The organism is Thermomonas brevis (assembly GCF_014395425.1).
Lineage (GTDB): Bacteria > Pseudomonadota > Gammaproteobacteria > Xanthomonadales > Xanthomonadaceae > Thermomonas > Thermomonas brevis.
The window spans coordinates 2,436,340-2,461,202 of record NZ_CP060711.1 but is presented as its reverse complement, the minus strand read 5'-3'; the positions used below and the strand labels follow the sequence as shown (position 1 = coordinate 2,461,202).

Annotated in this window: 24 protein-coding genes; 11 read left to right on the top strand and 13 right to left on the bottom strand. The window is 70.2% G+C overall.

The features are described 5' to 3' along the window. Nucleotides 1–110: 110 nt before the first annotated feature. Together H9L17_RS11340 and rsgA are read right to left on the bottom strand one after the other, a co-directional pair. Nucleotides 111–1,367 (bottom strand): flavohemoglobin expression-modulating QEGLA motif protein, encoded by a 1,257-nt coding sequence (locus tag H9L17_RS11340; RefSeq protein ID WP_187569552.1) that lies wholly within the window; start codon nucleotides 1,365–1,367, stop codon nucleotides 111–113. Between the two features lie 193 nt (nucleotides 1,368–1,560). Next, on the bottom strand, nucleotides 1,561–2,661 hold the full coding sequence (gene rsgA / locus H9L17_RS11335; protein ID WP_187569551.1) for a ribosome small subunit-dependent GTPase A: 1,101 nt from the start codon (nucleotides 2,659–2,661) through the stop codon (nucleotides 1,561–1,563). 303 nt (nucleotides 2,662–2,964) lie between these two features. Between rsgA and H9L17_RS11330 the strand changes: the two genes are divergently transcribed. Both H9L17_RS11330 and H9L17_RS11325 read left to right on the top strand, forming a co-directional pair. Beyond that, on the top strand, nucleotides 2,965–4,224 hold the full coding sequence (locus H9L17_RS11330; protein ID WP_187569550.1) for a pyridoxal phosphate-dependent aminotransferase: 1,260 nt from the start codon (nucleotides 2,965–2,967) through the stop codon (nucleotides 4,222–4,224). Nucleotides 4,225–4,348: 124 nt separating this feature from the next. Further along, nucleotides 4,349–4,990 (top strand): SGNH/GDSL hydrolase family protein, encoded by a 642-nt coding sequence (locus H9L17_RS11325; protein WP_246455080.1) that lies wholly within the window; start codon nucleotides 4,349–4,351, stop codon nucleotides 4,988–4,990. On the opposite strand, the gene H9L17_RS11320 is transcribed toward H9L17_RS11325, so the two are convergent. From H9L17_RS11320 to H9L17_RS11305, 4 genes are all read right to left on the bottom strand, one after another. Next, complete coding sequence (locus H9L17_RS11320) at nucleotides 4,971–5,504, bottom strand: cytochrome b (RefSeq protein ID WP_187569548.1); 534 nt, start codon at nucleotides 5,502–5,504, stop codon at nucleotides 4,971–4,973. The genes H9L17_RS11325 and H9L17_RS11320 overlap by 20 nt on opposite strands. After that, complete coding sequence (locus H9L17_RS11315) at nucleotides 5,501–6,151, bottom strand: dioxygenase family protein (protein WP_187569547.1); 651 nt, start codon at nucleotides 6,149–6,151, stop codon at nucleotides 5,501–5,503. Before H9L17_RS11315 ends, H9L17_RS11320 begins: the two co-directional genes overlap by 4 nt. A gap of 279 nt (nucleotides 6,152–6,430) precedes the next feature. Beyond that, nucleotides 6,431–7,528 carry a FecR domain-containing protein gene (locus tag H9L17_RS11310; protein WP_187569546.1) on the bottom strand — a complete coding sequence of 366 codons (1,098 nt, stop codon included), beginning with the start codon at nucleotides 7,526–7,528 and terminating at the stop codon, nucleotides 6,431–6,433. Next, on the bottom strand, nucleotides 7,515–8,060 hold the full coding sequence (locus H9L17_RS11305; RefSeq protein ID WP_187569545.1) for an RNA polymerase sigma factor: 546 nt from the start codon (nucleotides 8,058–8,060) through the stop codon (nucleotides 7,515–7,517). The genes H9L17_RS11310 and H9L17_RS11305 overlap by 14 nt, the downstream gene beginning before the upstream one ends. Before the next feature lie 177 nt (nucleotides 8,061–8,237). Between H9L17_RS11305 and grxD the strand changes: the two genes are divergently transcribed. Both grxD and H9L17_RS11295 read left to right on the top strand, forming a co-directional pair. Next, nucleotides 8,238–9,161: a Grx4 family monothiol glutaredoxin gene (gene grxD / locus H9L17_RS11300; RefSeq protein WP_187569544.1), complete on the top strand. Its 924-nt coding sequence runs from the start codon at nucleotides 8,238–8,240 to the stop codon at nucleotides 9,159–9,161. Between the two features lie 44 nt (nucleotides 9,162–9,205). Continuing rightward, a complete protein-coding gene (locus H9L17_RS11295; RefSeq protein WP_187569543.1) occupies nucleotides 9,206–9,439 on the top strand; it encodes a hypothetical protein in 234 nt (77 codons plus the stop codon). Nucleotides 9,440–9,529: 90 nt separating this feature from the next. On the opposite strand, the gene H9L17_RS11290 is transcribed toward H9L17_RS11295, so the two are convergent. Further along, on the bottom strand, nucleotides 9,530–10,066 hold the full coding sequence (locus tag H9L17_RS11290) for a DUF924 family protein (RefSeq protein ID WP_187569542.1): 537 nt from the start codon (nucleotides 10,064–10,066) through the stop codon (nucleotides 9,530–9,532). 100 nt (nucleotides 10,067–10,166) lie between these two features. Beyond that, nucleotides 10,167–10,943 (bottom strand): AMP nucleosidase, encoded by a 777-nt coding sequence (locus H9L17_RS11285; protein WP_187569541.1) that lies wholly within the window; start codon nucleotides 10,941–10,943, stop codon nucleotides 10,167–10,169. A 119-nt stretch (nucleotides 10,944–11,062) separates the two neighbouring features. On the opposite strand from H9L17_RS11285, the gene H9L17_RS11280 reads away from it, so the two are divergent. The 6 genes from H9L17_RS11280 (at nucleotide 11,063) to H9L17_RS11255 (ending at nucleotide 16,885) form a co-directional block, all read left to right on the top strand. Then, on the top strand, nucleotides 11,063–12,445 hold the full coding sequence (locus tag H9L17_RS11280) for an amidohydrolase (RefSeq protein WP_187569540.1): 1,383 nt from the start codon (nucleotides 11,063–11,065) through the stop codon (nucleotides 12,443–12,445). Between the two features lie 158 nt (nucleotides 12,446–12,603). Continuing rightward, nucleotides 12,604–13,887: an amidohydrolase family protein gene (locus H9L17_RS11275; RefSeq protein WP_187569539.1), complete on the top strand. Its 1,284-nt coding sequence runs from the start codon at nucleotides 12,604–12,606 to the stop codon at nucleotides 13,885–13,887. Between the two features lie 90 nt (nucleotides 13,888–13,977). Next, complete coding sequence (locus H9L17_RS11270; protein ID WP_187569538.1) at nucleotides 13,978–14,919, top strand: DegV family protein; 942 nt, start codon at nucleotides 13,978–13,980, stop codon at nucleotides 14,917–14,919. 47 nt (nucleotides 14,920–14,966) lie between these two features. Continuing rightward, the gene (locus tag H9L17_RS11265; RefSeq protein ID WP_187569537.1) at nucleotides 14,967–15,311 is read left to right on the top strand and encodes a hypothetical protein; all 345 of its coding nucleotides are present in this window, start codon (nucleotides 14,967–14,969) and stop codon (nucleotides 15,309–15,311) included. 16 nt (nucleotides 15,312–15,327) lie between these two features. Continuing rightward, the gene (locus H9L17_RS11260; RefSeq protein WP_187569536.1) at nucleotides 15,328–15,999 is read left to right on the top strand and encodes a Dph6-related ATP pyrophosphatase; all 672 of its coding nucleotides are present in this window, start codon (nucleotides 15,328–15,330) and stop codon (nucleotides 15,997–15,999) included. A 70-nt stretch (nucleotides 16,000–16,069) separates the two neighbouring features. Then, nucleotides 16,070–16,885 (top strand): hypothetical protein, encoded by an 816-nt coding sequence (locus H9L17_RS11255; RefSeq protein ID WP_187569535.1) that lies wholly within the window; start codon nucleotides 16,070–16,072, stop codon nucleotides 16,883–16,885. Between the two features lie 3 nt (nucleotides 16,886–16,888). Here the strand turns inward: H9L17_RS11255 and fghA are convergent, their stop codons facing one another. The 5 genes from fghA to yihA all read right to left on the bottom strand — a co-directional run bounded on the left by fghA (nucleotide 16,889) and on the right by yihA (nucleotide 23,918). After that, entirely contained in the window at nucleotides 16,889–17,719 is an 831-nt protein-coding gene (fghA, locus tag H9L17_RS11250) for an S-formylglutathione hydrolase (RefSeq protein ID WP_187569534.1), read from the bottom strand. A 132-nt stretch (nucleotides 17,720–17,851) separates the two neighbouring features. Then, nucleotides 17,852–18,961, bottom strand: a complete 1,110-nt coding sequence (locus H9L17_RS11245; RefSeq protein ID WP_187569533.1) for an S-(hydroxymethyl)glutathione dehydrogenase/class III alcohol dehydrogenase — start codon at nucleotides 18,959–18,961, stop codon at nucleotides 17,852–17,854. A 54-nt stretch (nucleotides 18,962–19,015) separates the two neighbouring features. Continuing rightward, nucleotides 19,016–21,730: a phosphoenolpyruvate carboxylase gene (gene ppc / locus H9L17_RS11240; protein ID WP_187569532.1), complete on the bottom strand. Its 2,715-nt coding sequence runs from the start codon at nucleotides 21,728–21,730 to the stop codon at nucleotides 19,016–19,018. 94 nt (nucleotides 21,731–21,824) lie between these two features. Continuing rightward, entirely contained in the window at nucleotides 21,825–23,204 is a 1,380-nt protein-coding gene (locus H9L17_RS11235; protein WP_187569531.1) for a glutamate--cysteine ligase, read from the bottom strand. A gap of 102 nt (nucleotides 23,205–23,306) precedes the next feature. Then, complete coding sequence (gene yihA / locus H9L17_RS11230; RefSeq protein WP_187569530.1) at nucleotides 23,307–23,918, bottom strand: ribosome biogenesis GTP-binding protein YihA/YsxC; 612 nt, start codon at nucleotides 23,916–23,918, stop codon at nucleotides 23,307–23,309. Between the two features lie 102 nt (nucleotides 23,919–24,020). On the opposite strand from yihA, the gene H9L17_RS11225 reads away from it, so the two are divergent. Next, a complete protein-coding gene (locus tag H9L17_RS11225; RefSeq protein WP_425507333.1) occupies nucleotides 24,021–24,806 on the top strand; it encodes a c-type cytochrome in 786 nt (261 codons plus the stop codon). Nucleotides 24,807–24,863: the final 57 nt, after the last annotated feature.

The window sequence follows — 24,863 nt, the reverse complement described above, 5'->3', positions numbered from 1 at the left end:
AGCCTGTCCATGCTGCGGATTCAGGATGATAACGGCTTCATGCCGGGCCGGTCCCATCGGCGCCGATGCCCGCCGGCATCGCATGCGCCGCGAACCGCGCCGGACGACGCCTAGAGATCGGCGACGCTTTCTGCGGAAACCACCTGCTCCAGCCGGATGCGGTTGGCGAACAGGGAGAACGCCAGCGTCCCGGCCAGCCCGTTCGCGCGCGCCACCCAGGCCGGCAGCCAGCGCGGTTCCTTGAGGTCGCCGCTGTCGAACAGCGGCTCGAAGCGCTGCACGTCGGCCAGGGTCATCTTGCCGGCGAACAGCAGCCGGCACAGCCGCAGCTTGCGGTGCTTGAGCGCCCAGCGGAAGAAGGTGTGCACGCCGATCAGCCCGCGCAGGTACACGGTGTCCTTGGTGAACGCCGCGCCGCCGGTGGTCGGCACGCCGCGGAACACGCGCTGCGCCGAGGTGAAGCTCTCCACTTCACTTTGGCCGGATTCGAGGAAGTAGCGGAACACCTGCAGGAAATCCGCGCCCTCCAGCGCCATCGCCACCGCTTCGATGCGCAGGCTGACCCGCTTCATCCGCTCGATGTCGATGCTGCCGGTGATCTGCTCGGCGAACACCGCCAGCCCTTCCTGGGTGGCGGTGACGCGCGGCGAGGACAGCGCCAGGCTCGGCAGCACGGCCTGCTGCTGGCCGTTGAGCGCGGTCAGCGAATGCACGAAGGCTTCGTGCTGGAGCAGCTGCTGCAGGTCGTAGTCGGAGAACGCCGCGCCCGCGCGCAGGCGGATGCGGGTGGCGCCGGCGGCGGCCTTGGCGATCAGGTCGGGATCGAGTTCGACGGCGATGACGCGGGCATCGAAGAAATCGTCCAGTTCGGATTGCAGCCGCAGCGCCAGCGCGGTGGCGGAAATCTCCACCCGCTCCGAGGCCGCGATCAGCTCGCGATCCAGTTCGTCCGCGACCAGCAGGAAATGGTTGGCCGCCTCGCGTGTGGTCGCGCCGCCCGGCAGGGTCTGCTCCGGCGTGCCGAACAGCGCGATCGACAGGTCGGTCACCTGCCGCGTGCCGAGGTGCTCCAGCAGCTCCGCGGCCAGCACCCAGCCCTGCGCGGATTCGACCAGGTACTGGCCGAGCGGATGGGTCGGATCGGCGGCGGCGGCGATGGCCGCCAGTTCGCGCCGCGCTTCGGAGAAATCGTGCTTCGGGTACTGGTAGTCCGGCAGCGCCGGATTGCCGCGCGCCCAGCCGTCGAGGAACGCCTGTTGTTCGCTGGCCGGCCAGCTGGCGAGGCTGAGCAGGCGGATGGGTTTCGCCGCCCGCGCCATCCGCGCGTCCAGCGCGGCGTGGTGGGCGATGGCGTCGGTGCCGGCCATCGTTTACTCCTTCACTCGCGCACAGCCCATCATTCCCGCATCAAACACACGCGTCATTCCCGCGAAGGCGGGCCGCTTCCGACAGACGGATGTCTGTCCAATCCAGCGCTTGAAGATGGATGGCCTGCCGATGCGGAAAGCAACTGCCGGATTCCCGCCTTCGCGGGAATGACGGCCACAGGCAGCGATCGGCCTAACGCTTTCCATATTTCTCGTCCAGCCGCTTGTGCAGCGCCTTGCCCTGCACACGCGCCTCGGCCTTCTGCGCCAGCCGGCTGGCGAGCTGGTTGGCCGCGCCGGCCACTTCGTCGGACAGCTTCAGGAAGTTAGCGACACGCTCACCATCCAACTCACCGCGCTCCACCGCCGCGCGCACCGCACAGCCGGGTTCCTTTGCATGTTTGCAATCACGGAACCTGCACTGCTCCGCCAATGCCTCGATGTCGGCGAAGCTCTCCGCCACGTCTTCCTCGCCGGTCGGCTTGAGTTCGCGCATGCCCGGCGTGTCGATGATGCAGGCGCCCGACGGCAGCGCGATCAGCGCGCGATGGGTGGTGGTGTGGCGCCCGCGCGCGTCGCTCTCGCGCACCGCGCCGGTCTTCATCTTCTCGATGCCGAGCAGGGTGTTGGTGAGCGTCGACTTGCCCGCGCCGGAACTGCCGACCAGCACGATGCTGCGGCCCGCGTCCAGCCACGGTTGCAGCAGCGTCGCGCTGGCCGGGTCCTTTGCGTTCACCGCCAGCACCGGCACGTCCAGCGCGCGCAGGTCGTGCAGCGCGGCCTCGCTGTCGGCGCCGTCCTTGTCGGACTTGGTCAAGACGACCACCGGCTGCACGCCGCTGCCGGCCACCAGCAGCAGATAGCGCTCGATCCGGCGCGGATTGAAATCGGCGTCCAGCCCGCAGACCACGAACACGCTGTCGATGTTGGCAGCGATCACCTGCTGGCGGTAATGCTCGCCGGCCGCGCCGCGCTTGATCGCGGAGAAGCGCGGCAGCAGCGCGACGATGCGCAGCGACTTCGGCGCCTCGCCCTCCACCAGCACCCAGTCGCCCACCGCCGGCCGCGCCTCGGGTGCGATCTCGCCCTTGCGGTAGCTGCCGGCGCGCTGCCATTCCGGCAGCGATTCCGCCGGATGCACGGCATCCGCCGTTTCCGCCACCCGATAGCCGCTGCGGTGCTGCTCCACGATCCGCGCCGGCCGCGCCGCCGGATGCGCCGCCAGCAGCGCGGCCCAGGCGGGTTCCAGCGTCTGCGGCGTCCAGCGCCAGCCGATGGCGGAAAGCGGCGTCATGCGAGGCGGTTTTCGATCATCGGCGGATTCTAGCTCCGCAAGATCGCGGCCATGCAGTGGCGTTGCCCTGCCGGGGGAGGCTTCGAGCAGGCCATGGGTGAGCACGTTTTGCTTGCGCCGCATGCGGCGCAAACGTGCGAACGCCCGGCACCTCGTGCCCGGCCGGACCGCGTAGCGGGCCTGCGGCCGCGCATCGGAGCCGGACGCGGAGCCCAGGCGGCGAAGCCTGCCCCCGGCAGGGCAGCGCCACGGTGCAGCACCATTTCCGCTAGGCTGTTCCTTCCCTCCCACGCATGTACGTCGATGTCGTCCTTCAACCCCCGCAACAAGATCGCCACCCGCACCCGCCTCACCGAGGTCCGCTACGAAATCCGGGGCGAACTGGCGCGGCGAGCGCGGGAGCTGGAAGGCCAGGGCCGCAAGCTCATCAAGCTCAACATCGGCAACCCCGGCGCGTTCGGGTTCCGCGCGCCGGAGCACCTGCAGGACGCCATCGCCGGCCGCATCGCCCGCACCGATCCCTACACCCACCAGCAGGGCCTGCCAGAAGCCCGCGAGGCCATCGCCGCCTTCCACAAGCAGCGCGGCACGCCCAACGCCTCGCCGGAGCGCGTGTTCGTCGGCAACGGCGTCAGCGAACTGATCGACATTTCCCTGCGCGCGCTGCTCAACCCGGGCGAGGAAGTGCTGGTGCCCTCGCCGGATTACCCGCTGTGGAGCGCCGCCACCATCCTCAACGACGGCCGCCCGGTCTATTACAAGTGCGATCGCGAGAACGGCTTCCTGCCCGATCCCGAGCAGATCGAATCGCTGGTGTCCTCGCGCACCCGCGCCATCGTGCTGATCAACCCGAACAACCCGACCGGCGCGAACTACCCGCGCGCGCTGCTGGAGCGCATCGTCGCCATCGCCCAGCGCTACCGGCTGCTGCTTCTGGTCGATGAAATCTACGACGGCATCCTCTACGACGAAGCCGTGTTCCAGCCGGTCGCGCCGCTGGCCGGCGACCTGCCGTGCATGAGCTTCGGCGGACTGTCGAAGGTGCACCGCGCCTGCGGCTGGCGGGTGGGCTGGGCGGTGCTGAGCGGCGATCCGCTGGCCTGCGGCGACTTCCACCACGCGCTCGACCTGCTCGGCGCGCTGCGCCTGTGCGCCAACGTGCCGGGCCAGTTCGCCATCGAACAGGCGCTGCACGGCACCGACACCATCGGCGAACTGGTGCGCCCCGGCGGTCGCCTGTACGAAACCCGCCGCGCGCTGATCGACAGCTGCGCCGCCAGCCCGCACCTGTCGCTGGTGCCGCCGGCCGGCGCGCTGTACGGCTTCCCGCGCGTGGTCGGCAACGCGGCGCAGGGCTTCGACGACCACGAATTCGCGCTGGAGATGCTGGAGCAGGAGGATGTGCTGATCGTCCCCGGCACCAGCTTCAACGTGCCCTACCGCGACCACTTCCGCGTCACCCTGCTGCCGGAAGCACCGGTGCTGCGCGAAGTGTTCACCCGCATCGACCGCGTGCTGACCCGCCGTGCCGAGCGGACGCAGCGGCAGAGCGCAGTGGCCTGAAGAGCAGTTTTGACGCGGATCAGAGCCGATAAAAGCGGATAAAAAACAGATGTGCTTCATCCGCTTTTATCAGCTCTGATCCGCGTCAAAAAAGGTTTCGCTTTCAAGAATGTCAGGCAAACCCATGCGCGCACTCAGCTACCTCGCCCTCGGCGATTCCTACACCATCGGCGAAGGCGTCGAAGAGACTGGCCGCTGGCCGATGCAACTCGCCGCGCGCCTGCGCGAAGCGGGCATCGCCATCGCCGATCCCCGCATCATCGCCACCACCGGCTGGACCACCGACGAGTTGGCGGCGGCGATGGACGCGGCCGAGCCGCTGGGCGAGTGGGACTTCGTCTCGCTGCTGATCGGCGTCAACAACCAGTACCGCGGCCGCGCGGTGGACGAGTACATCGGCGAGTTCCACCGCCTGCTGCGGCGCGCGATCGCGCTGGCCGGCGATCGCATGGAGCGCGTGCTGGTGCTGTCGATTCCCGACTGGGGCGTGACGCCGTTCGCCTTCGCCAGCGGCCGCGACCGCCAAGCCATCGCCGACGACCTCGACGCCTACAACGCCGCCGCGCACGAACTGTGCGCGGCGGAAGGCGTGGCGTTCGTGGACATCACCGGGATCTCCCGCACCGAAGCCGGCAGCGATGCGTCGGCGATGCTGGCGGAAGACGGCCTGCATCCCTCCGCGGCGCAGTACGCGCGCTGGACCGACGCGGCGCTGCCGGTCGCGCTCGGCCTGCTGTCCGGCGGCGCTACAGCATCCGCCGGCTGATCAGCCCGTCGCGCCGCACCCACTGGTGCCAGAGCGCGGCCGCCACGTGCAGCACGATCAGCGCGGACAGCACCCACACGCAGGCGAAGTGGACGTACCAGGCGATCGCCCGCCAGGTCTCGTCGTCGGCCGGCGGCACGAACAGCCTCGGCACCCGCAGCACGCCCAGCACGTCGAGCGGCGCCTCCATCCAGACCCAGATCACGTAGCCGCTGGTCGGCAGCAGGAACAGCAGCAAATACAGCCCGGCGTGGACGATGCGCGCCGCCCGGCGTCGCCAGCGCGGCTCTCCGTCATCGGCCGGCGGCATGCGCCGCATCAGCCGGCAGGCGAGCCGCAGCAACATCAGCGCCAGCAGCACCATGCCGAGCTGGAAGTGGATGTGCAGCAGGCGCATCTCGGCGTCGCCGTCGATGGCTTCCGACCCCCAGCCCAGCGCGAGCTGCACCGCCACGCCCGCCGCGACCGCCCAGTGCAGGCGCCGGAGGCAGGCGGGATGGCGTTCGCCGCTCATGGCGCCCGGCATTCGCGGTGGCCGGGCACGCCCAGCCCGAGCACGATGTCGCGCTCGACCTGCCAGCGCCCATCGACCATCACCGGCCGCAGGAAGCCGTTGCCGCCGGTGCCGTGCGCCTGCCGCCGTTCTTCCGCGGACAGCTTGGGGTCGTCGAGGAACATCAGGTCGTCGATGAAATAGGTGAAGCAGCCGGGTTCGAGCACGTGCATGTGCACGTGTTCGGCCACGTCCTCGCCGGGGTAGCTGCCCGGCCGGATGGTGTCGATGGCGTAGCGGCCCTGCGCGTCGCTGCGCACCCAGCCGCGCAGCCGTCCATGACGCATGGCTTCACGGCCGAGCCGCTGCGCCGGGCGCGGATAGATGCCGGTGCGGTCGGTCTGGTAGGCGTAGACCACCACGCCGGCGCGGGCGCGGCCGGAGCCGTCCAATACCCGTCCGAAAATGCGCATCGGCACGCCGGGTTCGCCGGGCGGCGCAAGCCGGATGCTGGACGGAATCTCCGCAGGCATGCCGTCGAACACGGCTTCGCAGCCTTCGCAGGGATTGCCGATCACCGGCACCGGGCGATTGATCGCCGTCGTGGCGGCATGGTCGCTGGCCGGCGCATCGCAGGCGGCGAGCAGGACGAGTGCGAATGCGAGCATGGCGCGGGGAAGTGCGGGCATCGTTGCGGTCTCCACGTGGGTGTCGTGGAAGGACGAGCGCATCGCGGCGAGCGTTAACGCTGCAAGCGGCACTCAGGGATCAAGGCAAAGATGCGAACAACTGCCTTCATTCCCAGCCCATCCAACAAACGAATGTCCGCTCGAAGCGGGGGACTTTTCACAGCCGCATGGTTGCCTGTCCCGCGTCTTTGCTCTCAACGGCTTGCAAGTCGCTGGATCCCCGCTTTCGCGGGGATGACGAGCGAGAGGCAGGGTTGTTCAGGCACCCTTGCCGACACGTGCGTCGACCGCCGCCGCATCGGCTCCCGCCGGCAACGCATCGGGCCATTGCAGCCACCAGCGCTTGGCGCGCGGATAGGGCAGCGCGTTCCACCACGGATCCAGCGCACCCGGCGCGCCGCGCAGCACCGCTTCGCGCGACGGTGCGGGCGCGTTCGCGAGGAAGGCGCGCAGGCGGTCGTACAGCGGCCCGCCCGCCAGCGAAGGCTGTCGCTGCAGCAGCGACAGCAGGCTGATGGCGTCCTGCGGCCGCGCCTGCGCCAGCAATCGCCCGACACCCTCATCGTCGGCCGGCAACGCGCCGCGCTGCGCGTCGAGTTCCGCCAGTGCCGCCACGAAACCGGCGCTCGCGCCGAGGTCGTACGGCGTCCCCGCCGCGCCGTCCGCGCGCAGGCGCACCGTGGCGCCCTGCGGCACCAGGACTTCGCCGCCGCCGTTGCCGACCAGCACCCAGCCGCTGCGCACGGTCAGCGCGCCCGCGCCCGTCGCGTCGCTTTCCAGCGTGAACTCGCAGCCCATGTCCAGCGCCTCGGTGCGCGGCAGGCGCACGCCGAAGTAGCCCGGCGGCGCCCACACCCGCGCCCACAGTCGGCCTTGCAGCAGGCGCACGCGATGCCGGCCGGAGCCGGTCTGCTCCAGGCGCAGCCGGGAACCGGCATCCAGCCGCAGTTCGCCGATCCGCGCGATCCGCAGGCGCGCGCTGCCGTCGTCGCCGGTGGCGATTTCGCCGCCGGCCGGCAACCGTTCGCCGGCCCGCAGCGGCGCGCCCGCCACCCGCACCTGTCCGCGCGTGGCCGCCACGTCCCAGCCCCGATGCTCGGGCCAGGCCAGGCGATGCTGCAGCAGGAGCGCCGCCGCCAGCGCGCACGCGGCGAGCGTCGCGGCCAGCCCCCAGGCAATGCGGAGACGGCGCGGGCGGCGGCGATGCGGCGTCGGCATCGATGCAGGCATGGCCGGAGCAACCTCCGGCCGCTGTCCGCGCGGATGCGCATACGGCGCCAGCAGCCGCTCCAGGCGGCGGATGTCATCCTCGCCCTGCCCGGCCTTCGACCACAGGTAATCGTCATGGGGGTTCATGCGCACGCCTCCCGTCCGGTTCCGCCAGCGCCTGCCGCAGCAGCGCCATGCCGCGATGCAGGTTGACCCGCACGCTGCCGGGGGTCAGCCCGGTCAGCTCGGCGATTTCCGGGCCGCTCAATCCTTCCACCAGCCGCAGCAGCAGCGGCTCGCGGTAAGCCTCCGGCAGCCCGCGGATCGCGCGCAGGGCGCGCTCCGCGTCCACCCGGTCCTCGTGGCTGGCGTGAACGGCGACCGCCTCGATCTCCACGCCCGTCGCCGGCGCGAACCGCCGCCGCGCGTCCAGCCCGGCGCGGCGCGCCATGCTGGCGATCCAGCCGGGAAAGGCCGCGTCCTCGCGCAGGTCGGCCAGCCGGCGGAACGCGGTCTCGAACACGCGCTGGGCCAGATCCTCGGCGTCGGCGTGCGCCGCGTAGCCCAGCAGGATGCCGTGCACCACCGGCGCGAAGCGGCGGTACAGGCGGTCGAGCGCGCCGCCGTCTCCACGGCGCGCGGCGGCGACCAGCGCGGCGGTTGCCTCGTTCTCGACCAAGCGCTTCGTTCCGGATACCCCATACCGACGCGGCGATGGCGCCGGGCGTTAACAGGACGATACCCGCGTCGCGCGGCGACGCCCGCATCCGCCGCGCCGACAGCTTGACCGGCGTCATCGGGTCGCCGACGGCCGGCGGCGTAGAATTGCGGTTTCTCCCACGCTGGAAGCTCCACGATGTCCCTCGACCCCGCCCTGCGCGCCCGCATCGACGCCCTGCTGGCCGCCAACCCCGTCGTCCTGTTCCTGAAAGGCACGCCGGACGCGCCGCAGTGCGGCTTCTCGGCCAAGGCGGTCGGCGCGCTGGACGCCGCCGGCGCGACCTACGCCCACGTCAACGTGCTGGCCGATGCCGACATCCGCGAAGGCATCAAGCTCTACGGCGACTGGCCGACGATCCCGCAGCTGTACATCGGCGGCGAACTGGTCGGCGGCAGCGACATCATCGTGCAGATGGCCGGCAGCGGCGAACTGCACACCGCGCTGGGCCTGCCCGCGCCCGACCGCACCCCGCCGGAGATCACCATCACCCCGGCGGCGGCGGAGATGCTGAAGCAGGCCATCGCCAACGCCGGCGAGGGCTACGCGCTGCAGGTCGAAGTGGACAAGGGCTTCAACGCGCGCCTGCAGCTGGCGCCGGTGGACGCCTCGGCGATCGCCAGCGAATCCGCCGGCATCCGCGCCCAGTTCGACCTGGTCAGCGCGCAACGCGCACGCGGCATGACCATCGACTGGGCCGACGACGCCCGCGGCAAGGGCCTGGTGATCGACAACCCCAACGCGCCGCCGAAGGTGCAGGCGCTGACCCCGGCACAGGTGCGCGAGCGCGTGCAGGCCGGCACGCTGGTGCTGGTGGACGTGCGCCCGGCGGACGAGCGCGCGCAGGCGCAAGCGCCGGTGGCCCACCGCCACTTCGACGACGGCGTGGAGGAAATCGAGGCGCTGCCGAAGGACACCGCGCTGGCCTTCCTCTGCCACGGCGGCGTGCGCAGCGCGCAGGCAGCGGAACACTTCCGCGCGCTCGGCTTCACCGAGCTGTACAACGTCGCGGGCGGCATCGCGGCGTGGGCCGATCTGGATCCGGCGGTGGCGCGCTACTGAGCCGATCCGGCCACTACGCACCCGATGCCGGGATGGAGCGAATCATGGCAACACGCAAGACATGCCCGGAATGCGACGGCACCAACCTGCACGTCCACGGCGGCATCGCCGCCAAGGGCGGCTACGGACCGGACCTGCTGCCGGGCACCAGCGGCATCTTCACTTCCGCCAAGATGAAGGCGGTCGTCTGCAAGGACTGCGGGCTGGTCCGGTTCTACGCTTCGCAGGAAGCGCTGGCCAGGATCACCTCCGACCGGGGCTGGCAACGGCTGCTGTAACGATCCGGCCGCGACCTCCGGCGGAGCGCGTCAACCGGTGCCGCTTCATCGAACGACACTTCGTTGCGCCGCTTCACGCGATCAGCGGTTTCAGAACCCGCCGCCCGCATCCAGCCACGCCTGCTCGTCGGGCGTGTTGCTCCGACCCAGCGCGGCGTTGCGGTGCGGGAAGCGCCCGAAGCGCGCGATCACGTCGCGGTGCGCGACGGCGTAGCCGAGCAGGTTCGCGTCGTCCAGCGCGGTGAACAGTTCCACCGCGCGCCGCTGGTCGGCGATCGCTTCGGAATGCTCGAACGGCATGTAGAAGAACAACCGCAGCGCCGGTTCGACCTGCGCGTCGAAGCCGGCCTCGATGGCGCGCCTGGCGAAGTGCAGCGCCAGCGGATCGGTGGCGAAGGCGTGGCCGCTGCCGCGGAAGATGTTGCGCGGGATCTGGTCGAGCAGCAGCACCAGCGCCAGCGCGCCGTCGGCATCGTCCATCCAGCCGTCGCATTCGCGGCGCGCGGCGGCGAAGTGCGCGTCCTGCCAGCGCGCGCGGCATTCGGCGTCGAACGCCGCGCCGCCGCGGAACCACTTGTCCATGCCGGCCTCGCGCCAGAACGCGAGCAAATCATCACGAGTCGTCATCGCTGCCCTCCATGGCGCAACGATAACGGCATCCCGAAGCGCTGGCTCGCGCCACGTTCATCAGGCCCGCGCTGCGATGCTGAGCAACGCATGCCCCGGCTCACTCATCGAACTTCAGGTGCCGCACCGACTTGCCGTTGCGGCGGATCAGCTTCAGCGACTCGATGCCGACCCGGATGTGGTTCTGCACGTAGGCGGCGGACACCTTGGCGTCGCTGGCCTCGGTCTTGACGCCTTCCGGGATCATCGGCTGGTCGGACACCAGCAGCAGCGCACCGCACGGGATGCGGTTGGCGAAGCCGGCGGCGAAGATCGTCGCGGTTTCCATGTCGATGGCCATGCAGCGCATCGCGCGCAGGCGATCCTTGAAGGCGTCGTCGTGTTCCCACACGCGGCGGTTGGTGGTGAACACGGTGCCGGTCCAGTAGTCCAGCTCCATGTCGCGGATGCTGGTGGAAATCACGCGCTGCATCGCGAACGCGGGCAGCGCCGGCACCTGCGGCGGCAGGTAGTCGTCGCTGGTGCCTTCGCCGCGGATCGCCGCGATCGGCAGCACCAGGTCGCCGAGCTGGTTCTTCCTCTTCAGTCCGCCGCACTTGCCGAGGAACAGCACCGCCTTCGGCTCGATCGCGGACAGCAGGTCCATCACCGTGGCCGCGTTGGGGCTGCCCATGCCGAAGTTGATCAGGGTGATGCCGTCGGCGGTGGCGCTGGGCATCGGTCGGTCGATGCCGACGATGGGCGCTCCGGTCATCTCCGAGAAGTGCGAGAGGTAGCCGCCGAAGTTGGTGAGCAGGATGTGCTGGCCGAAGCCGTCCAGCGGCACGCCGGTGTAGCGCGGCAGCCAGTTGTTGACGATTTCCTGTTTGCTTTTCATGTGTCGTCCTTCCGTTTCATGGATTCTAATCCCGGCCCCATGACCTCGGTCAGGTGACGATCCGGCCGCGATGGCGCTAGGGTGGCGGCATCGCACCTTCGTGCGCCGGGGACCACCGCATGAAACCGTTGACCGTCGCCGTGCTGGCGGCGCTGCTGGCAGGCTGCGCCAGCGCGCCGCAGGAGCAGGCACCGCCCGCGAAGCCCTACGACTTCGCCGCCGATCCGTATCCCAGCACCTACCGCCGCGTCGCCTCTCCGCCGGTGCTGCTGCAGCACGCCACCGTGCTGACCGGCACCGGCGCGCGGTTGGACGATGCCGACGTGCTGATGCGCGACGGCCGCATCGTCGCGGTCGGCAACGGCCTGGAAACCACCGCCGATGCGATCCGCGTCGACGCCACCGGCAAGTGGGTCACGCCCGGCATCATCGACATCCACTCGCACCTGGGCGTGTATCCCAGTCCCGGCACCAGCTCGCACAGCGACGGCAACGAAATGACCGCGCCGGTGACGGCCAACGTCTGGGCCGAACATTCGATCTGGCCGCAGGACCCCGGCTTCCACGCCGCGCTGGCCGGCGGCGTGACCGCCCTGCAGGTGCTGCCGGGCAGCGCCAACCTGATCGGCGGGCGCGGGGTGACGCTGAAGAACGTGTCGTCGCCGACCTACCAGGGCATGAAGTTCCCGGGCGCGCCCTGGGGCCTGAAGATGGCCTGCGGCGAGAACCCCAAGCGCGTTTACGGCCAGCGCGGCGGCCCGGCCACGCGCATGGGCAACGTGGCCGGCTACCGCGCGGCGTTCGCCGACGCCGCCGATTACCTGAAGAAGCGCAAGGCCGGCGGCAAGGACGCGGAAGCCAAGCGCGACCTCAAGCTGGACACGCTGGCCGCCGCGATCAACGGCGACATCCGCGTGCACATCCACTGCTACCGCGCCGACGAGATGGCGACGATGCTCGACCTGGCGAAGGAGTTCGGCTTCCGGATCGCCGCCTTCCACCACGGCGTGGAGGCGTACAAGCTCGCCGACCGTCTCGCCGCCGAGGGCGTGTGCGCGGCGCTGTGGGCGGACTGGTGGGGCTTCAAGATGGAAAGCTTCGACGGCATCCAGGAGAACATCGCGCTGGTGGACCGGGTGCCGGGCAGCTGCGCGATCGTGCATTCCGATTCCGAGGAAGGCATCCAGCGACTCAACCAGGAGGCGGCGAAGGCGATCGCGAGCGCCGGCCGCATCGGCATCCGCATCGCGCCTGAGCACGCCATCCAGTGGCTGACCGCGAATCCCGCCAAGGCGATGGGCATCGACGCCCAGACCGGCACGCTGGAGGCCGGCAAGATGGCCGACGTGGTGGTGTGGAACGGCAATCCGTTCAGCAGCTACGCGCAGGCCGAGCAGGTCTACGTGGACGGCGCGCGGCTGTACGACCGGCGCGATCCGGCGCGGCAGCCGACCTCGGACTTCCTGCTGGGGCAGGACATCGTGTCGGGAGGTGTGCGATGAGCGCGCATGCCCGGCTTTTCTCCTCCCCTTTGCGCAGCGCGCAAGGGGAAGGCCGGGAGGGGGTGCCTTTCGCGCAAGCGCAAGAGCACCCCTCCCCAACCCTCCCCTTCGCCTTCGGCGAAAGGGAGGGGGCAAGACGCAGCTTCATTGCCGGCATCATGCTGGCCTTGGCTTGCCTGCTGTGCACGACCAACGCCAGCGCGCAGGATCTGCTGATCCGCAACGCGACCGTCCACACCGCCAGCGCGCGCGGCACGCTGCAGAACGCCGACGTGCTGGTGAAGAACGGCCGCATCGCCGCCGTCGGCAGCGGCCTGTCCGCCGCCGGCGCCACCGTGGTCGATGCGCAGGGCAAGCCGCTGACGCCGGCGCTGTTCGGCGGCATCACCGACATCGGCGTGGAGGAAGTCTCCGGCGAATCGGCCACCGTGGACAACGCGCTGGCGCTGGGCGCGAACGCCGCCGACATGCAGGTGCGGCCGGAGTTCGACGTCACCCTGGCCTACAACCCGGAATCGATCCTCGTGCCGGTGGCGCGGGTGGAAGGCATCGGCTGGACGATGCTGTCCGCCGGCACGCGCTCCGGCGGCTCCTTCATCGGCGGCCAGGGCGGCGCGGTGCGGCTGGACGGCAGCCTGGACGCGGTCGGCCCGCGCGCGCTGTTCGTCACCCTGGGCGGCGACGGCGCCAACCTCAGCGGCCATTCGCGCGCCGCGCAGTGGATGCTGCTGGACCAGCTGATCGACGAATCGCGCGGGCGCATCGCGCCGGACTCGCGGTTCGCGCTGCTCACGCCCGCCGGCCGCGCGGCGCTGGCGAAGTATTTCGGCGGCGACGGCCCGGCTTCAAAGCCGCTTGTGGTCGTGCGCATCCAGCGCGCCGCCGACATCGTCCGCCTGCTGCGCTGGTCGAAGCGGCGCGGGGTGAACGTCGCGCTGCTCGGCGCGGCGGAAGGCTGGAAGGTGGCGCCGCAGATCGCCGCCGCCGGCGTGCCGGTGTTCGTCGACGCGCTGGCCGACCTGCCGGCCGACTTCGACAGCCTCGGCGCGACGCTGGAGAACGCCGCGCGGCTGCATGCGGCTGGCGTGAAGGTGTCGTTCTCGCAGTTCAACGACGCCTCCCACAACGCGCGCAAGATCCGCCAGCTGGCCGGCAACGCCGTCGCCAACGGCCTGCCGTGGGACGCCGCGCTGGCCGGACTGACCTCGACGCCGGCCGCGGCATTCGGCCTCGGCGGCCAGTTGGGCGCGACGATCGCGGTCGGCCAGCGCGCCGACCTGGTGCTGTGGAGCGGCGATCCGCTCGACGTCGCCAGCGTCGCCCGGCAGGTCTGGCTGGACGGCCGCGCGATCCCGATGCGCAGCCGCCAGACCGAACTGCGCGACCGCTACCTGCACCCCGACAGCGGCCTGCCGCGGACGTATCCCGACACCGCCCGCTGAACCGCCGCACGGCGCATGCGGCCTTGCCGCATGCATCCGCGCGGGGGTCCGGTGTACGCTCGGGGCATCGGAGAGGAACGGGGGCGGCGAATGCGCATCGGAATCATCGCGGACTCGGCATGCGACCTGCCGGGCGATTTCATCGAACGGGAGAGCATCACCATCCTGCCGGTGACAGTGCAGATCGGCCAGGCGGTGCTGGCCGACGTGCGCAACGAGGAAGCGACGATGAACTTCCTCAGCGGCGAAACCGGCGCGCGCGCGTTCGAGGCCGAGACCACGCCGTTCACCGTGCAGCAGGTGCACGACCTGTTCCTGGGCCGGCTGATCCACGACTACGACTACGTGTTCTGCATCACCACCACCCGCACCCGCAGCGGCATCCACGACAACGCGGTGCAGGCCAGCTACACCATCCTCAACGAATACCGCTCGGTGCGCTCCGCCGCCGGCAACAACACGCCGTTCGCGCTGCGGGTGATCGACAGCCAGAACGTGTTCGCCGGGGTCGGCGTGCCGGTGATCGAAGCCACGCGGATGCGCGCGGCCGGCGAGTCCCCGCCGAAGATCCGTGCGCACCTGGAGCATCTGGCCGGCAACACCCACGCCTACATGGTGCCGCCCGACCTGAACTACCTGCGCAACCGCATCAAGAAGCGCGGCGACAAGAGCGTCAGCTTCCTCAGCGCGACGCTGGGCACCGCGCTGGACATCAAGCCGATCCTCCACTGCAACAAGGGCGAGACCGGCCCGGTCGGCAAGGTCAAGGGCTTCGCCGCCGCCAGCAAGAAGCTGTTCGACTTCACCGGCGAGCGCGTCGCCGCGGGCCTGCTGACGCCCACCGTGAACCTCTGCTACGGCGGCTCGCTGGACGAGATGCGCACGCTGCCGGGCTACCAGCAGCTGCGCGAGGTCTGCGCGGACCGCAAGGTCGAGGTCTTCGAAAGCTTCATGGGCCTGTCCGGACTGGTGAACGTGGGCAAGGGCGCGCTGGTGGTGGCGTTCGCGGCGCCTCCGCACAAGTTCGGCTAGGCTGCCCCGCCACAGACGACAACCCTTCCCAATTTCCGATACCGCACATGACGACACGCTATTACATCCGCCTGCCCGACCCCGCCAACGCGCGCGGCAACGATCCCGACCTCAGCTTCCGTTCGCAGGGCGCGGACGGCTTCGCCGAGGAGCTGCAGGACGCCCTGCGCGACGACCGCCTGTTCCTGCGCTGGCAGGCCAAGCAGGACGAGCCGGACGACGTCGATCCGGCGCTGGGCGCCACCGACCCCGACGCCCGCGTCAGCGGCCAGCAGGACGACCTGCACATCGACCTGGTCGTCAACACCCGGCTGTCCTCGGCGCTGCTGCGCCAGCGCATGGCGCTGCTGGCCGGCAACCACTGGCAGCTGCGCGACGTGACCGCGGCCTGAGCCGGCCGCCATCGCGATGATCCCGGCGCTGCTGTCGTGGAGCGGCGGCAAGGACGCCGCTTGGGCGCTGCATGCGCTGCGCCGGCGCGGCGAGGTCGAGGTCGTCGGCCTGCTCACCACGCTGACCGAGGGCTTCGACCGCATCTCGATGCAGGGCATCCGCCGCGACGTGCTGCACGCGCAGGCGCGCGCCGCCGGCCTGCCGGTGATCGAAGCGTGGATCCCGCGGGCCGCCGGCAACGACGCCTACGTCGCCAGCTTCGCCGGCGCGCTCGACGCCGCCCGCGAACGCTGGCCCGGCTTGGCCCACATCGCCTACGGCGACCTGTTCCTCGCCGACATCCGCGCCTGGCGCGAAGCGCTGTGCGCCTCGCTGGGCTGGACGCCGCTGTTCCCGCTGTTCGGCAGCGACACCGCGCGGCTGGCGCGGGAGATGATCGAAGGCGGGCTGCGCGCGGCGCTGTGCTGCGTCGATACCACGCAGCTGGACGCGGACTTCGCCGGCCGCGCGTTCGACGCCGCCCTGCTGGCCGGGTTGCCATCGGGCATCGACCCCTGCGGCGAGAACGGCGAGTTCCACACCTGCGTCTCCGCCGGCCCGATGTTCGCCGCGCCCATCGCGCTCGAACGCGGCGACACCGTGCTGCGCGACGGACGCTTCGCCTATACCGATTTCACGCCGGCATAGCTGTGCATCGCCGCCGGCTTCAGCCGGGCATTGCCCAACTTAATGTATCCCGCCGCATAAATCCGACGGCATGCCTATCCGGGGAAATATGGATCTCTTTGCGAAAGCCGTTATCGCCATTTATCTGCTCTCCGGACTTATCGCCTTCGTGGCTTTTCGCTATCCGGGTTCAGGGCCGAATCTGGATCATCCTATCGGTTGGCGACGCCGGTTCAACCGGATGCTGGGTTACGCTTACTGCAACCTGTTTTCCTGCCTAGTTTCACCAGCTCTGCTTGGAGCACTATCAAAGCCCTATCTCTGGCTGGGAGGCCCGACGCCATCGATACGTGGCACGGCTTGGTCGGGAGTGCTTCTTGCGGTTGGCCCGGTTCCACTGGCGCTGGTCTTGTTCCATCTCCTGCTGCGCTACCAGCGATGGAGCCGTCAACAAATAATGAAGGGCCTACGCAGGAGTGGCGTGTTGCCATCCATTGCACCTCTGCCTGGAACTCCGTTACCTGTCTCCTATCGGGCCGATGGCTTCGACGCGCTCGACCTGCACGATGACGAAATTGTCCGCGAACTGGCCCGTAGTCATTGGCGGGCCATTAATCATGCAGCTGCATCCAATGGCGATGTCGATGCCGCGCATGATGCGCAATGTCGTTTCTTGGACCAGCATCTTCCACGCCTCGACGCCGCGTTGGCTTCGCACGTGCGCGATGTCTACGTCAACGCCAGCGTGGAACCCTCGCGCGAACTAGCGCGCATCGCCGCATTGAAGAACGAGCAGGCCCTGCACTTGCTGGAGCGTAGAAAGCGCTTCCTGCGAAACAGCGTCATTCTGGCTATTGCCTCAATCGCACTGGCGATACTTGGCTTGATCCTCCGCCTGACGCGCTGATGATCACTTGCGCAGCGCCACCGCGTGATGGGCGATGTGTTCGCCGATGAAGCTGGCGATGAAGTAGTAGCTGTGGTCGTAGCCCGGCTGCATGCGCAGGTAGACCGGATAGCCGGCCGCGTCGGCGGCTTCCTTCAGCAGCCACGGCTTCAGCTGGGTATCGAGGAATTCGTCGGCCTCGCCCTGGTCGATCAGGATCGGCAGCTTTTCCGCGGCCGACTTCACCAGCTCGCTGGCATCAAAGCGCGTCCACGCCTCGCGGTCGTCGCCAAGGTAGGCGGAAAACGCCTTCTCGCCCCACGGCACGCCCGCAGGCGCGACGATCGGCGAGAACGCCGACACGCTGCGGTAGCGCCCAGGATTGCGCAGCGCCACCACCAGCGCGCCGTGGCCGCCCATCGAATGCCCGCTGATCGCGCGCATCGACGTCACCGGGAAATTCGCCTCGACCAGCGCCGGCAACTCGTCGGCCACGTAGTCGTACATGCGGTAGTGCGCCGCCCACGGCGCCTGCGTGGCGTTGACGTAGAAGCCCGCGCCTTTGCCGAGGTCGTAGCCGTCGGCATCTGCCACCTCGTCGCCGCGCGGGCTGGTGTCCGGCGCGACGATGGCGATGCCGTGCTCGGCCGCGTAGCGCTGCGCGCCGGCCTTGGTGATGAAGTTCTGCTCGGTGCAGGTCAGGCCCGACAGCCAGTACAGCACCGGCACCGGACCGTCCTGCGCCTGCGGCGGCAGGTAGATCGCGAACTGCATCGTGCAGCCGAGCGCCGCCGATTCGTGCCGGTACACGTCCTGCCAGCCGCCGAAGCAGGCGCGGTGTTCGATGCGTTCCATCAGAGTTCCTCCGTGGCAGCCCCCTCCCGTAGGCCGATGGCCAAGGGGAGGGTTGAGAGGGGTGCTCTCCAGACGCAGCAAGAGCAACCCCCAACCCTCCCCTTCGCGCAAGCGCGAAAGGGAGGGAGAAAATCAGTAATGGACGACCGAGCGGATCGACTTGCCTTCGTGCATCAGGTCGAACGCCTCGTTGATCCGCTCCAACCCCATCGTGTGGGTCACGAACGGGGCGAGCCGGATGTCGCCGGCCATCGCCTCCTCCACCATGCCCGGCAGCTGGCTGCGGCCCTTCACGCCGCCGAACGCGGTGCCCAACCACTTGCGGCCCGTCACCAGCTGGAACGGCCGCGTGCTGATCTCCTGCCCCGCGCCGGCCACGCCGATGATCACGCTCTGGCCCCAGCCGCGGTGCGCGCATTCCAGCGCCGCGCGCATCACGTTGACGTTGCCGATGCACTCGAAGCTGTGGTCCACGCCCCAGCCGGTCATCTCCACGATCACCTGCTGGATCGGCTTGTCGAAGTCCTTCGGATTCACGCAGTCGGTCGCGCCCATCTCGCGCGCCATCGGGAACTTGTCGGGATTGGTGTCGACGGCGATGATCCGCCCCGCCTTCGCCCGCTGCGCGCCCTGGATCACCGCGAGCCCGATCCCGCCGAGGCCGAACACCGCGACCGAATCGCCCTCGGCCACCTTCGCCGTGTTCTTCACCGCGCCCAGGCCCGTGGTGACGCCGCAGCCGAGCAGGCAGACTTGCTCGTGGTTGGCTTCCGGATTGATCTTCGCCAGCGAGACCTCCGCGACCACCGTGTATTCGCTGAAGGTCGAACAGCCCATGTAGTGGTACAGCGGCTGGCCGTTGTAAGAGAAGCGCGTGGTGCCGTCCGGCATCACGCCCTTGCCCTGCGTGGCGCGCACCGAGGTGCACAGGTTGGTCTTGCCGGATTTGCAGAACAGGCATTCGCCGCATTCCGCCGTGTACAGCGGGATCACGTGGTCGCCCGGCTGCACGCTGGTGACGCCCTCGCCCACTTCCACCACCACGCCCGCGCCCTCGTGGCCCAGCACGCAGGGGAACAGCCCCTCCGGATCGTCGCCGCTCAGGGTGAAGGCGTCGGTATGGCAGACGCCGGTGTGGGTGATCTTCACCAGCACCTCGCCCTTGCGCGGCGGTTCGACGTCGATCTCGACGATCTGCAGCGGCTGGCCTGCGGCGAAGGCGACGGCGGCGCGGGATTTCATGGGGCGTGCTCCGAAAGCGGTTGGAATCGCGCCGATGATACCCGCCGCATCCGGTCAGCCGGTGTTCTGGATCCCCGCCGAAATCCCGTTGACCGTGGACACCAGCGCGCGCAGCAGCGCCTCGTCCTCGCGCCCGCCCTCGCGCCAGCGGCGCAGCAGTTCCACCTGCAGCAGGCTGATCGGATCGACGTAGGGATTGCGCAGGCGGATCGACAGGCGCAGGCGGTAGTCGTCGGCCAGCAGCGCGTCGCGCCGCTTGATCGCGAGGATCGCTTCGCGAGTGCGCGCGAACTCTTCGGCGATGCGCGGGAAGAAGGCGGCGTGCAGGTCGCCGGCCAGGCGCGAATAGCGCTCGAAGATGTCGATGTCGGATTTCGCCAGCAGCATCTCCACGTCGTCGATCATCGCGGCGAAGAACGGCCAGTCGCGCGTCATCGCCGCCATCGCGTCCAGCCCGTGCGCGTCGATGCCGTGGCGCAGCGCGGTGCCGAGGCCGTACCAGCCGGTTAGGCCGGAGCGATTCTGCGACCACGAGAACACCCACGGGATCGCGCGCAGATTGGCGATGCCGCCGTCGCGGCGGCGCGACGGGCGCGAACTGATGTGCAGGCGCTCGATCACGTCGACCGGCGTTGCGGCGCGGAAGTAGGCTGGGAAATCCGGGTGCTCGTGCACCAGCGCGCGGTAGTGCGCGCGCGAGACCTGCGCCAGTTCCGCCGCCAGCGTGCGCCAGCCGTCCTCGCGCGGCTCCGGCGGGCGCGGGCGCAGGCTGGCGCGCAGCACGGCGCCGGTCATCTGTTCGAGGTTGCGCAGCGCCAGCGCGCGGATACCGTACTTGCGGTGGATCACCTCGCCCTGCTCGGTGACGCGCATGCGCCCGGCCACCGAGCCGCGCGGCGCGGCGATGATCGCGCGCTCGGTCTTGCCGCCGCCGCGGCTGACCGAACCGCCGCGCCCGTGGAAGAACACCAGCTGCACGCCGGCCTCGTGCGCCACGTCCAGCAGTTCCACCTGCGCGCGCTGCAAGGCCCAGCGCGAGGCCAGCACGCCGCCGTCCTTGGCGCTGTCGCTGTAGCCCAGCATCACGATCTGGCGGCCGCCGCGCGCGGCGATGTGGCGGCGGTAGGCGGGATCGTCGAACAGCGCGCGCATCGTTCCCGGCGCGGCTTCCAGGTCGTCCACCGTCTCGAACAGCGGCGCGACGTCCAGCGGCACCTCGCCGTCGGCCACGCAGCCGGCGAGGTGCGCCAGCGCCAGCACCGCCAGTGCGTCGGCGGCGGTGCGCGCCATGCTGATGATGTACGGCCCGAACGCGTGCTCGCCCAGGCTCCCGCGCAGCGCGTGCACGGTGCGGAACACGTCCAGCGTCGCCGCAGCGTCGGCCGCCTGCGGCACCGCCGGCGCATCGCCGGCGATCAGCGCATGCAGCCGCCCGATGCGCTCCGGCAGCGGCCGCGCGGCCCAGTCGGCGTCGCCGTCCAGCGCCGCCAGCGCCTGGTCGTGCACGGCGGAATCCTGGCGCAGGTCGAGCGTCGCCATATGGAAGCCGAAGCTGCGCGCGCGCCACAGGATGCGTTGCAGGGCGAAGCGGCCGGCGTGTTCACCGCGATGCGTCGCGAGGCTGGTATCGATCAGCGCCAGGTCGTCGATGAAGGCCGCCGCGTCGGGATAGCCGCCTGTCGTGCCGTCGCCGGTCGCCTGCAAACGCGCGCGCATCGCCCACAGCAGCTGCCGGTAGGGCATGTCGGCCAGGCGCGGACGCGAACGCACCGCGCCTTCCGGCAGCAGCGCGCGGTGCGCGGCGGCGCGCGCCTCGATGCGCGCATCGACCTCGGCGTGGCCGCGGCTCTGGGTGAGGATGTCGCCGAGCGCGCGCAGGTCGGCCAGGTAGCAGCCCAGCGCCTGCGCGCGCTGCGCGGCGAGCGCGTCGCGCACGCTGGCCGCGCCGACGTTGGGATTGCCGTCCATGTCGCCGCCCACCCAGGTGCCGAAGCGCAGCACCGGCGGCAGCGCGACGCGCTCGCCGTAGACCGCTTCCACCGCATCGGCGAACGCCTCGTAGAACACCGGCAGCACGCGGTACAGCACACTGCCGAGGTAGAAGCCGATGTGCTCGATCTCGTCGGCCACGCTGGGCCGCTGCGGCGGCGCCTCGTTGGTCTGCCAGGCGGTGGTCAGCGACTGGCGGATGCGCGCGTCGTCGGCGCGGCGCTCGGGCGGCGTGCGGGTGCGGTCGACGTCGGCCACCAGCCGCTCGACCACGGTCTTTTCCTTCAGCAGCAGCGCGCGCCGCACCGCCTCGGTGGGATGCGCGGTGAACACCGGCTCCACGCACAGGCCGGCCAGCTGCGCCTGCAATTCCGCCAGCGTCACGCCCTCGTCGCGCAGGCCGCGCAGCACCGCTTCCAGCCCACCCGGCTGCGGCGCGCTGCCCAGCCGCTGGTAGTCGCGGCGGCGGCGGATGCGGTGCACGCGCTCGGCGATGTTGGTGGCGCCGAAGTAGGCGGCGAACGCGCGCACCAGCGATTCGGCATCCGTCAGCGTGACCTGCGCGAGCCGGTCGGCCAGCGCGTCCACCGGTTCGTCCTGCTCGCGCCGGGCGATCGCGATCCGGCGCAGCGCTTCGACCTGGTCGAGGAAGGCCGGCGACACCTGCTCGGCCAGCATGTCGCCGACCATCGCGCCGAGGCGGCGCACGTCGTCGCGCAAGGGAGTGTCGGTGTCGGCGAATTCGAGCTGCTCGCGCAGCGGCGTGTCGGCGGGCGTCATCCCCGCAGGCTAGCGCAATTTTGGTGCGACGCAGCAAATGGTTGCGGATGCGACTGTTTGCCGGTGTTGCGCGGGAAAAGACGTTGGACGCGGATCAATACGCGAATTCGCGGAACACCGGATCGACGCTGCCGTTCCACTCGCCGTGGAACAGCTCCAGCTTGCGCTCGGCCGGAGTCTGCCCGGCTTCGGCGATTTCCAGCAGCGGTTCGATGAAGCCGCTTTCGTCGCTGCCGCAGGCGTCTGCCCTGGCGCGGCGGCGCAGCCCGGCGTGCGAGATTTTCAACGCCTCGATCGCCAGTTCGCGCACGCTGGCGCCGCGGAACGGCAGCTTCAGCGCCTGCTTCGGCACGCCGTCGCGCAGCGCGTGGCGCTCGGCCAGGGTGAAGTCCTTCACCAGGTCCCAGGCCGCGTCCAGCGCCGCGTCGTCGTACAGCAGGCCGACCCAGAACGCCGGCAGCGCGCAGATGCGGTTCCACGGGCCGCTGTCGGCGCCGCGCATCTCCAGGTACTTCTTCAGCCGCACTTCCGGGAAGGCGGTGGTCATGTGGTCGTTCCAGTCGCGCAGCGTCGGCAGCGCGCCGGGCAGCACGTCGAGTTCGCCCTTGAGGAACTTGCGGAACGACTTGCCGCTGGCGTCGACGTACTCACCATCGCGATGGCTGAAATACATCGGCACGTCGAGCAGGTAGTCGACGTAGCGTTCGTAGCCGAAGCCGTCCTCGAACACGAAATCGAGCATGCCGGTGCGGTCGGGATCGGTGTCGGTCCAGATGTGCGAGCGGTAGCTCAGGTAGCCGTTGGGCTTGCCTTCGGTGAACGGCGAGTCGGCGAACAGCGCGGTGGCGACGGGTTGCAGCGCCAGCGAGACGCGGAACTTCTTCGCCATGTCCGCCTCGGAGGCGTAGTCGAGGTTGACCTGCACCGTGCAGGTGCGGGTCATCATGTCGAGGCCGAGCTGGCCGACCTTCGGCATGTAATCGCGCATGATCCGGTAGCGGCCCTTCGGCATCCACGGCATCTCGTCGCGCCGCCACTTCGGCTGGAAGCCCATGCCGAGGAAGCCCAGCCGCAGCTCGTCGGCCACCTCGCGCACTTCGCGCAGGTGGCTGCCGACTTCCTTGCAGGTCTGGTGGATGGTGTCCAGCGGCGCGCCGGAGAGTTCCAGCTGCCCGGCCGGCTCCAGCGTCACCGAGGCGCCGTCGCGCAGCAGCGCGATGGTGCGGGGCGGCTGGCCGTCGACGCTTTCCTGGTAGGGCGTCCAGCCGAAGCGCGTGAGCCCGGTCAGCAGCGCCTCGATGCCGCGCTCGCCGTCGAACGCCGGCGGACGCAGGTCGTCGAGGCGGAAGCCGAACTTCTCATGCTCGGTGCCGATCCGCCAGTCGTCGCGCGGCTTCTCGCCCGAGGCCAGCACTTCGACCAGTTGGCGGCGGTCGGTGATCGGCGTGTCGCTGGCGGTGCTGGGTCCGGACATCGGCGGAGCCTATCGGATTGGTCGGGCAGGATAGCCCGCCTCGCCGCCGTGCCGCAGCATCGCGGCAGCGCTTTCAGCGTTCCGCGGATGCGCGCAATGCGGCTACAGCGCCAGCCAGCCCGCCACCACCGCGCGCAGTTCGTCCACGCCCTGCTTCGATTCGCCGGAGAACAGCTGCACGCTGACGCTGTCGGCGAAGCTGCGCGACAGCTCCATCCGCACCGCCTGCAGGGTGTTGCCGGCGGCGCCGCGGCCGAGCTTGTCGGCCTTGGTCAGGATCGCGTGCGCGGGCAGGCCGCGGCGCATGGCATAGCCCAGCATCTGCCGGTCGTACTCCTTCAGCGGGTGGCGCACGTCCATCACCACCACCAGCCCGCGCAGAGCGTCGCGCGAGCCGAAGTAGCCGTCGAGGAACGCCTGCCAGTGCGCCTGCAGTTCCTGCGGCACCTTGGCGTAGCCGTAGCCCGGCAGGTCGACCAGGTACTTGTTCTCGTGCGGCGGCAGGCCGAAGTACACCAGCTGCTGGGTGCGGCCCGGGGTCTTGGAGACCCGCGCCAGCGCGTTCTGCTGGCACAGGGCATTGAGGGCGGAGGACTTGCCGGCGTTGGAGCGGCCGGCGAAGGCCACCTCGAAACCGCCGTCGGGCGGCAGTTGCCGGTAGTTGTGGGCGGCCAGCAGGTAGCTGGCGCGGGCGAACGGATTGGGAGCGGCCATCGGCACAGGATCGCATCCCGCGCCGCTTTCGTGGCGGTTTGACCGGTTTCTGCATGCCGACGATAATTCACCGGTTCGACGGTCATCCGACCGCACTCGCCAATGAATGTGGAGTTCCGCATGCGTCCTGTCCATGCCCTTGCCGGTGTTGCCTGCCTCGCCCTCGCCGCCGTCGCCTGGGCCCAGAGCACGCCCGTCGCCGCGCCCGACAACGCCCCGGTGCAGGCCGCGCCGCTGGAGGAGAAGCCCGCCACCTGGGGCGACGCCACCGCCGGGCAGAGCAAGGCCGGCGCCTGCGCCGCCTGCCACGGCCTGGACGGCAACGCCATGCAGCAGAACGCCCCGCGCATCGCCGGCATGCCCGAGCGCTACATCGCCGAGCAGCTGCACCTGTTCAAGAGCGGCCAGCGCACCAGCGGCCTGGCCGGCGTGATGGTGCCGTTCGCCAGCATGCTGAGCGCGCAGGACATGCGCGACGTCGGCGCCTGGTTCGCCAAGCAGAAGGCCGGCTCCGGCGTGGCCGACGACACCGCCATCGCCGATGGCGCGAACAAGGGCATGAAGTTCTACCAGGTCGGCGAGCGCCTGTTCCGCAACGGCGACGCCGCCCGCGGCATCCCCGCCTGCATGGCCTGCCACGGCCCGTCCGGCGCCGGCAACCCCGGCCCGTCCTACCCGGCCCTGCACGGCCAGGAATCGGCCTACGTGGCGCGCCGCCTGGAGGAATACCGCGCCGGCGCCACCACCTACGCCAACCCGGCGCACTTCAAGCTGATGGCCGACGTCACCAAGACGCTGAGCGACGAGGAAATCCGTTCGCTGGCCAGCTACGTGCAGGGCCTGCATACCCGCGAGCCCGGCACCACCAAGGAAAGCATCGCCCGCTGAGCGCGACGCTTCACCATGCGTTGGCCCGGGCCCGTGCATGCTGGCCCGGCCCTCCCG

Coding starts and splice junctions, on each gene's coding strand:
- H9L17_RS11340 (WP_187569552.1), bottom strand. CDS start 1,367: ATGGCCGGCACCGACGCCATCGCCCACCACGCCGCGCTGGACGCGCGG.
- rsgA (WP_187569551.1), bottom strand. CDS start 2,661: ATGACGCCGCTTTCCGCCATCGGCTGGCGCTGGACGCCGCAGACGCTG.
- H9L17_RS11330 (WP_187569550.1), top strand. CDS start 2,965: ATGTCGTCCTTCAACCCCCGCAACAAGATCGCCACCCGCACCCGCCTC.
- H9L17_RS11325 (WP_246455080.1), top strand. CDS start 4,349: ATGCGCGCACTCAGCTACCTCGCCCTCGGCGATTCCTACACCATCGGC.
- H9L17_RS11320 (WP_187569548.1), bottom strand. CDS start 5,504: ATGAGCGGCGAACGCCATCCCGCCTGCCTCCGGCGCCTGCACTGGGCG.
- H9L17_RS11315 (WP_187569547.1), bottom strand. CDS start 6,151: ATGCTCGCATTCGCACTCGTCCTGCTCGCCGCCTGCGATGCGCCGGCC.
- H9L17_RS11310 (WP_187569546.1), bottom strand. CDS start 7,528: ATGAACCCCCATGACGATTACCTGTGGTCGAAGGCCGGGCAGGGCGAG.
- grxD (WP_187569544.1), top strand. CDS start 8,238: ATGTCCCTCGACCCCGCCCTGCGCGCCCGCATCGACGCCCTGCTGGCC.
- H9L17_RS11295 (WP_187569543.1), top strand. CDS start 9,206: ATGGCAACACGCAAGACATGCCCGGAATGCGACGGCACCAACCTGCAC.
- H9L17_RS11290 (WP_187569542.1), bottom strand. CDS start 10,066: ATGACGACTCGTGATGATTTGCTCGCGTTCTGGCGCGAGGCCGGCATG.
- H9L17_RS11285 (WP_187569541.1), bottom strand. CDS start 10,943: ATGAAAAGCAAACAGGAAATCGTCAACAACTGGCTGCCGCGCTACACC.
- H9L17_RS11280 (WP_187569540.1), top strand. CDS start 11,063: ATGAAACCGTTGACCGTCGCCGTGCTGGCGGCGCTGCTGGCAGGCTGC.
- H9L17_RS11275 (WP_187569539.1), top strand. CDS start 12,604: ATGCTGGCCTTGGCTTGCCTGCTGTGCACGACCAACGCCAGCGCGCAG.
- H9L17_RS11270 (WP_187569538.1), top strand. CDS start 13,978: ATGCGCATCGGAATCATCGCGGACTCGGCATGCGACCTGCCGGGCGAT.
- H9L17_RS11265 (WP_187569537.1), top strand. CDS start 14,967: ATGACGACACGCTATTACATCCGCCTGCCCGACCCCGCCAACGCGCGC.
- H9L17_RS11260 (WP_187569536.1), top strand. CDS start 15,328: ATGATCCCGGCGCTGCTGTCGTGGAGCGGCGGCAAGGACGCCGCTTGG.
- H9L17_RS11255 (WP_187569535.1), top strand. CDS start 16,070: ATGCCTATCCGGGGAAATATGGATCTCTTTGCGAAAGCCGTTATCGCC.
- fghA (WP_187569534.1), bottom strand. CDS start 17,719: ATGGAACGCATCGAACACCGCGCCTGCTTCGGCGGCTGGCAGGACGTG.
- H9L17_RS11245 (WP_187569533.1), bottom strand. CDS start 18,961: ATGAAATCCCGCGCCGCCGTCGCCTTCGCCGCAGGCCAGCCGCTGCAG.
- ppc (WP_187569532.1), bottom strand. CDS start 21,730: ATGACGCCCGCCGACACGCCGCTGCGCGAGCAGCTCGAATTCGCCGAC.
- H9L17_RS11235 (WP_187569531.1), bottom strand. CDS start 23,204: ATGTCCGGACCCAGCACCGCCAGCGACACGCCGATCACCGACCGCCGC.
- yihA (WP_187569530.1), bottom strand. CDS start 23,918: ATGGCCGCTCCCAATCCGTTCGCCCGCGCCAGCTACCTGCTGGCCGCC.
- H9L17_RS11225 (WP_425507333.1), top strand. CDS start 24,021: ATGAATGTGGAGTTCCGCATGCGTCCTGTCCATGCCCTTGCCGGTGTT.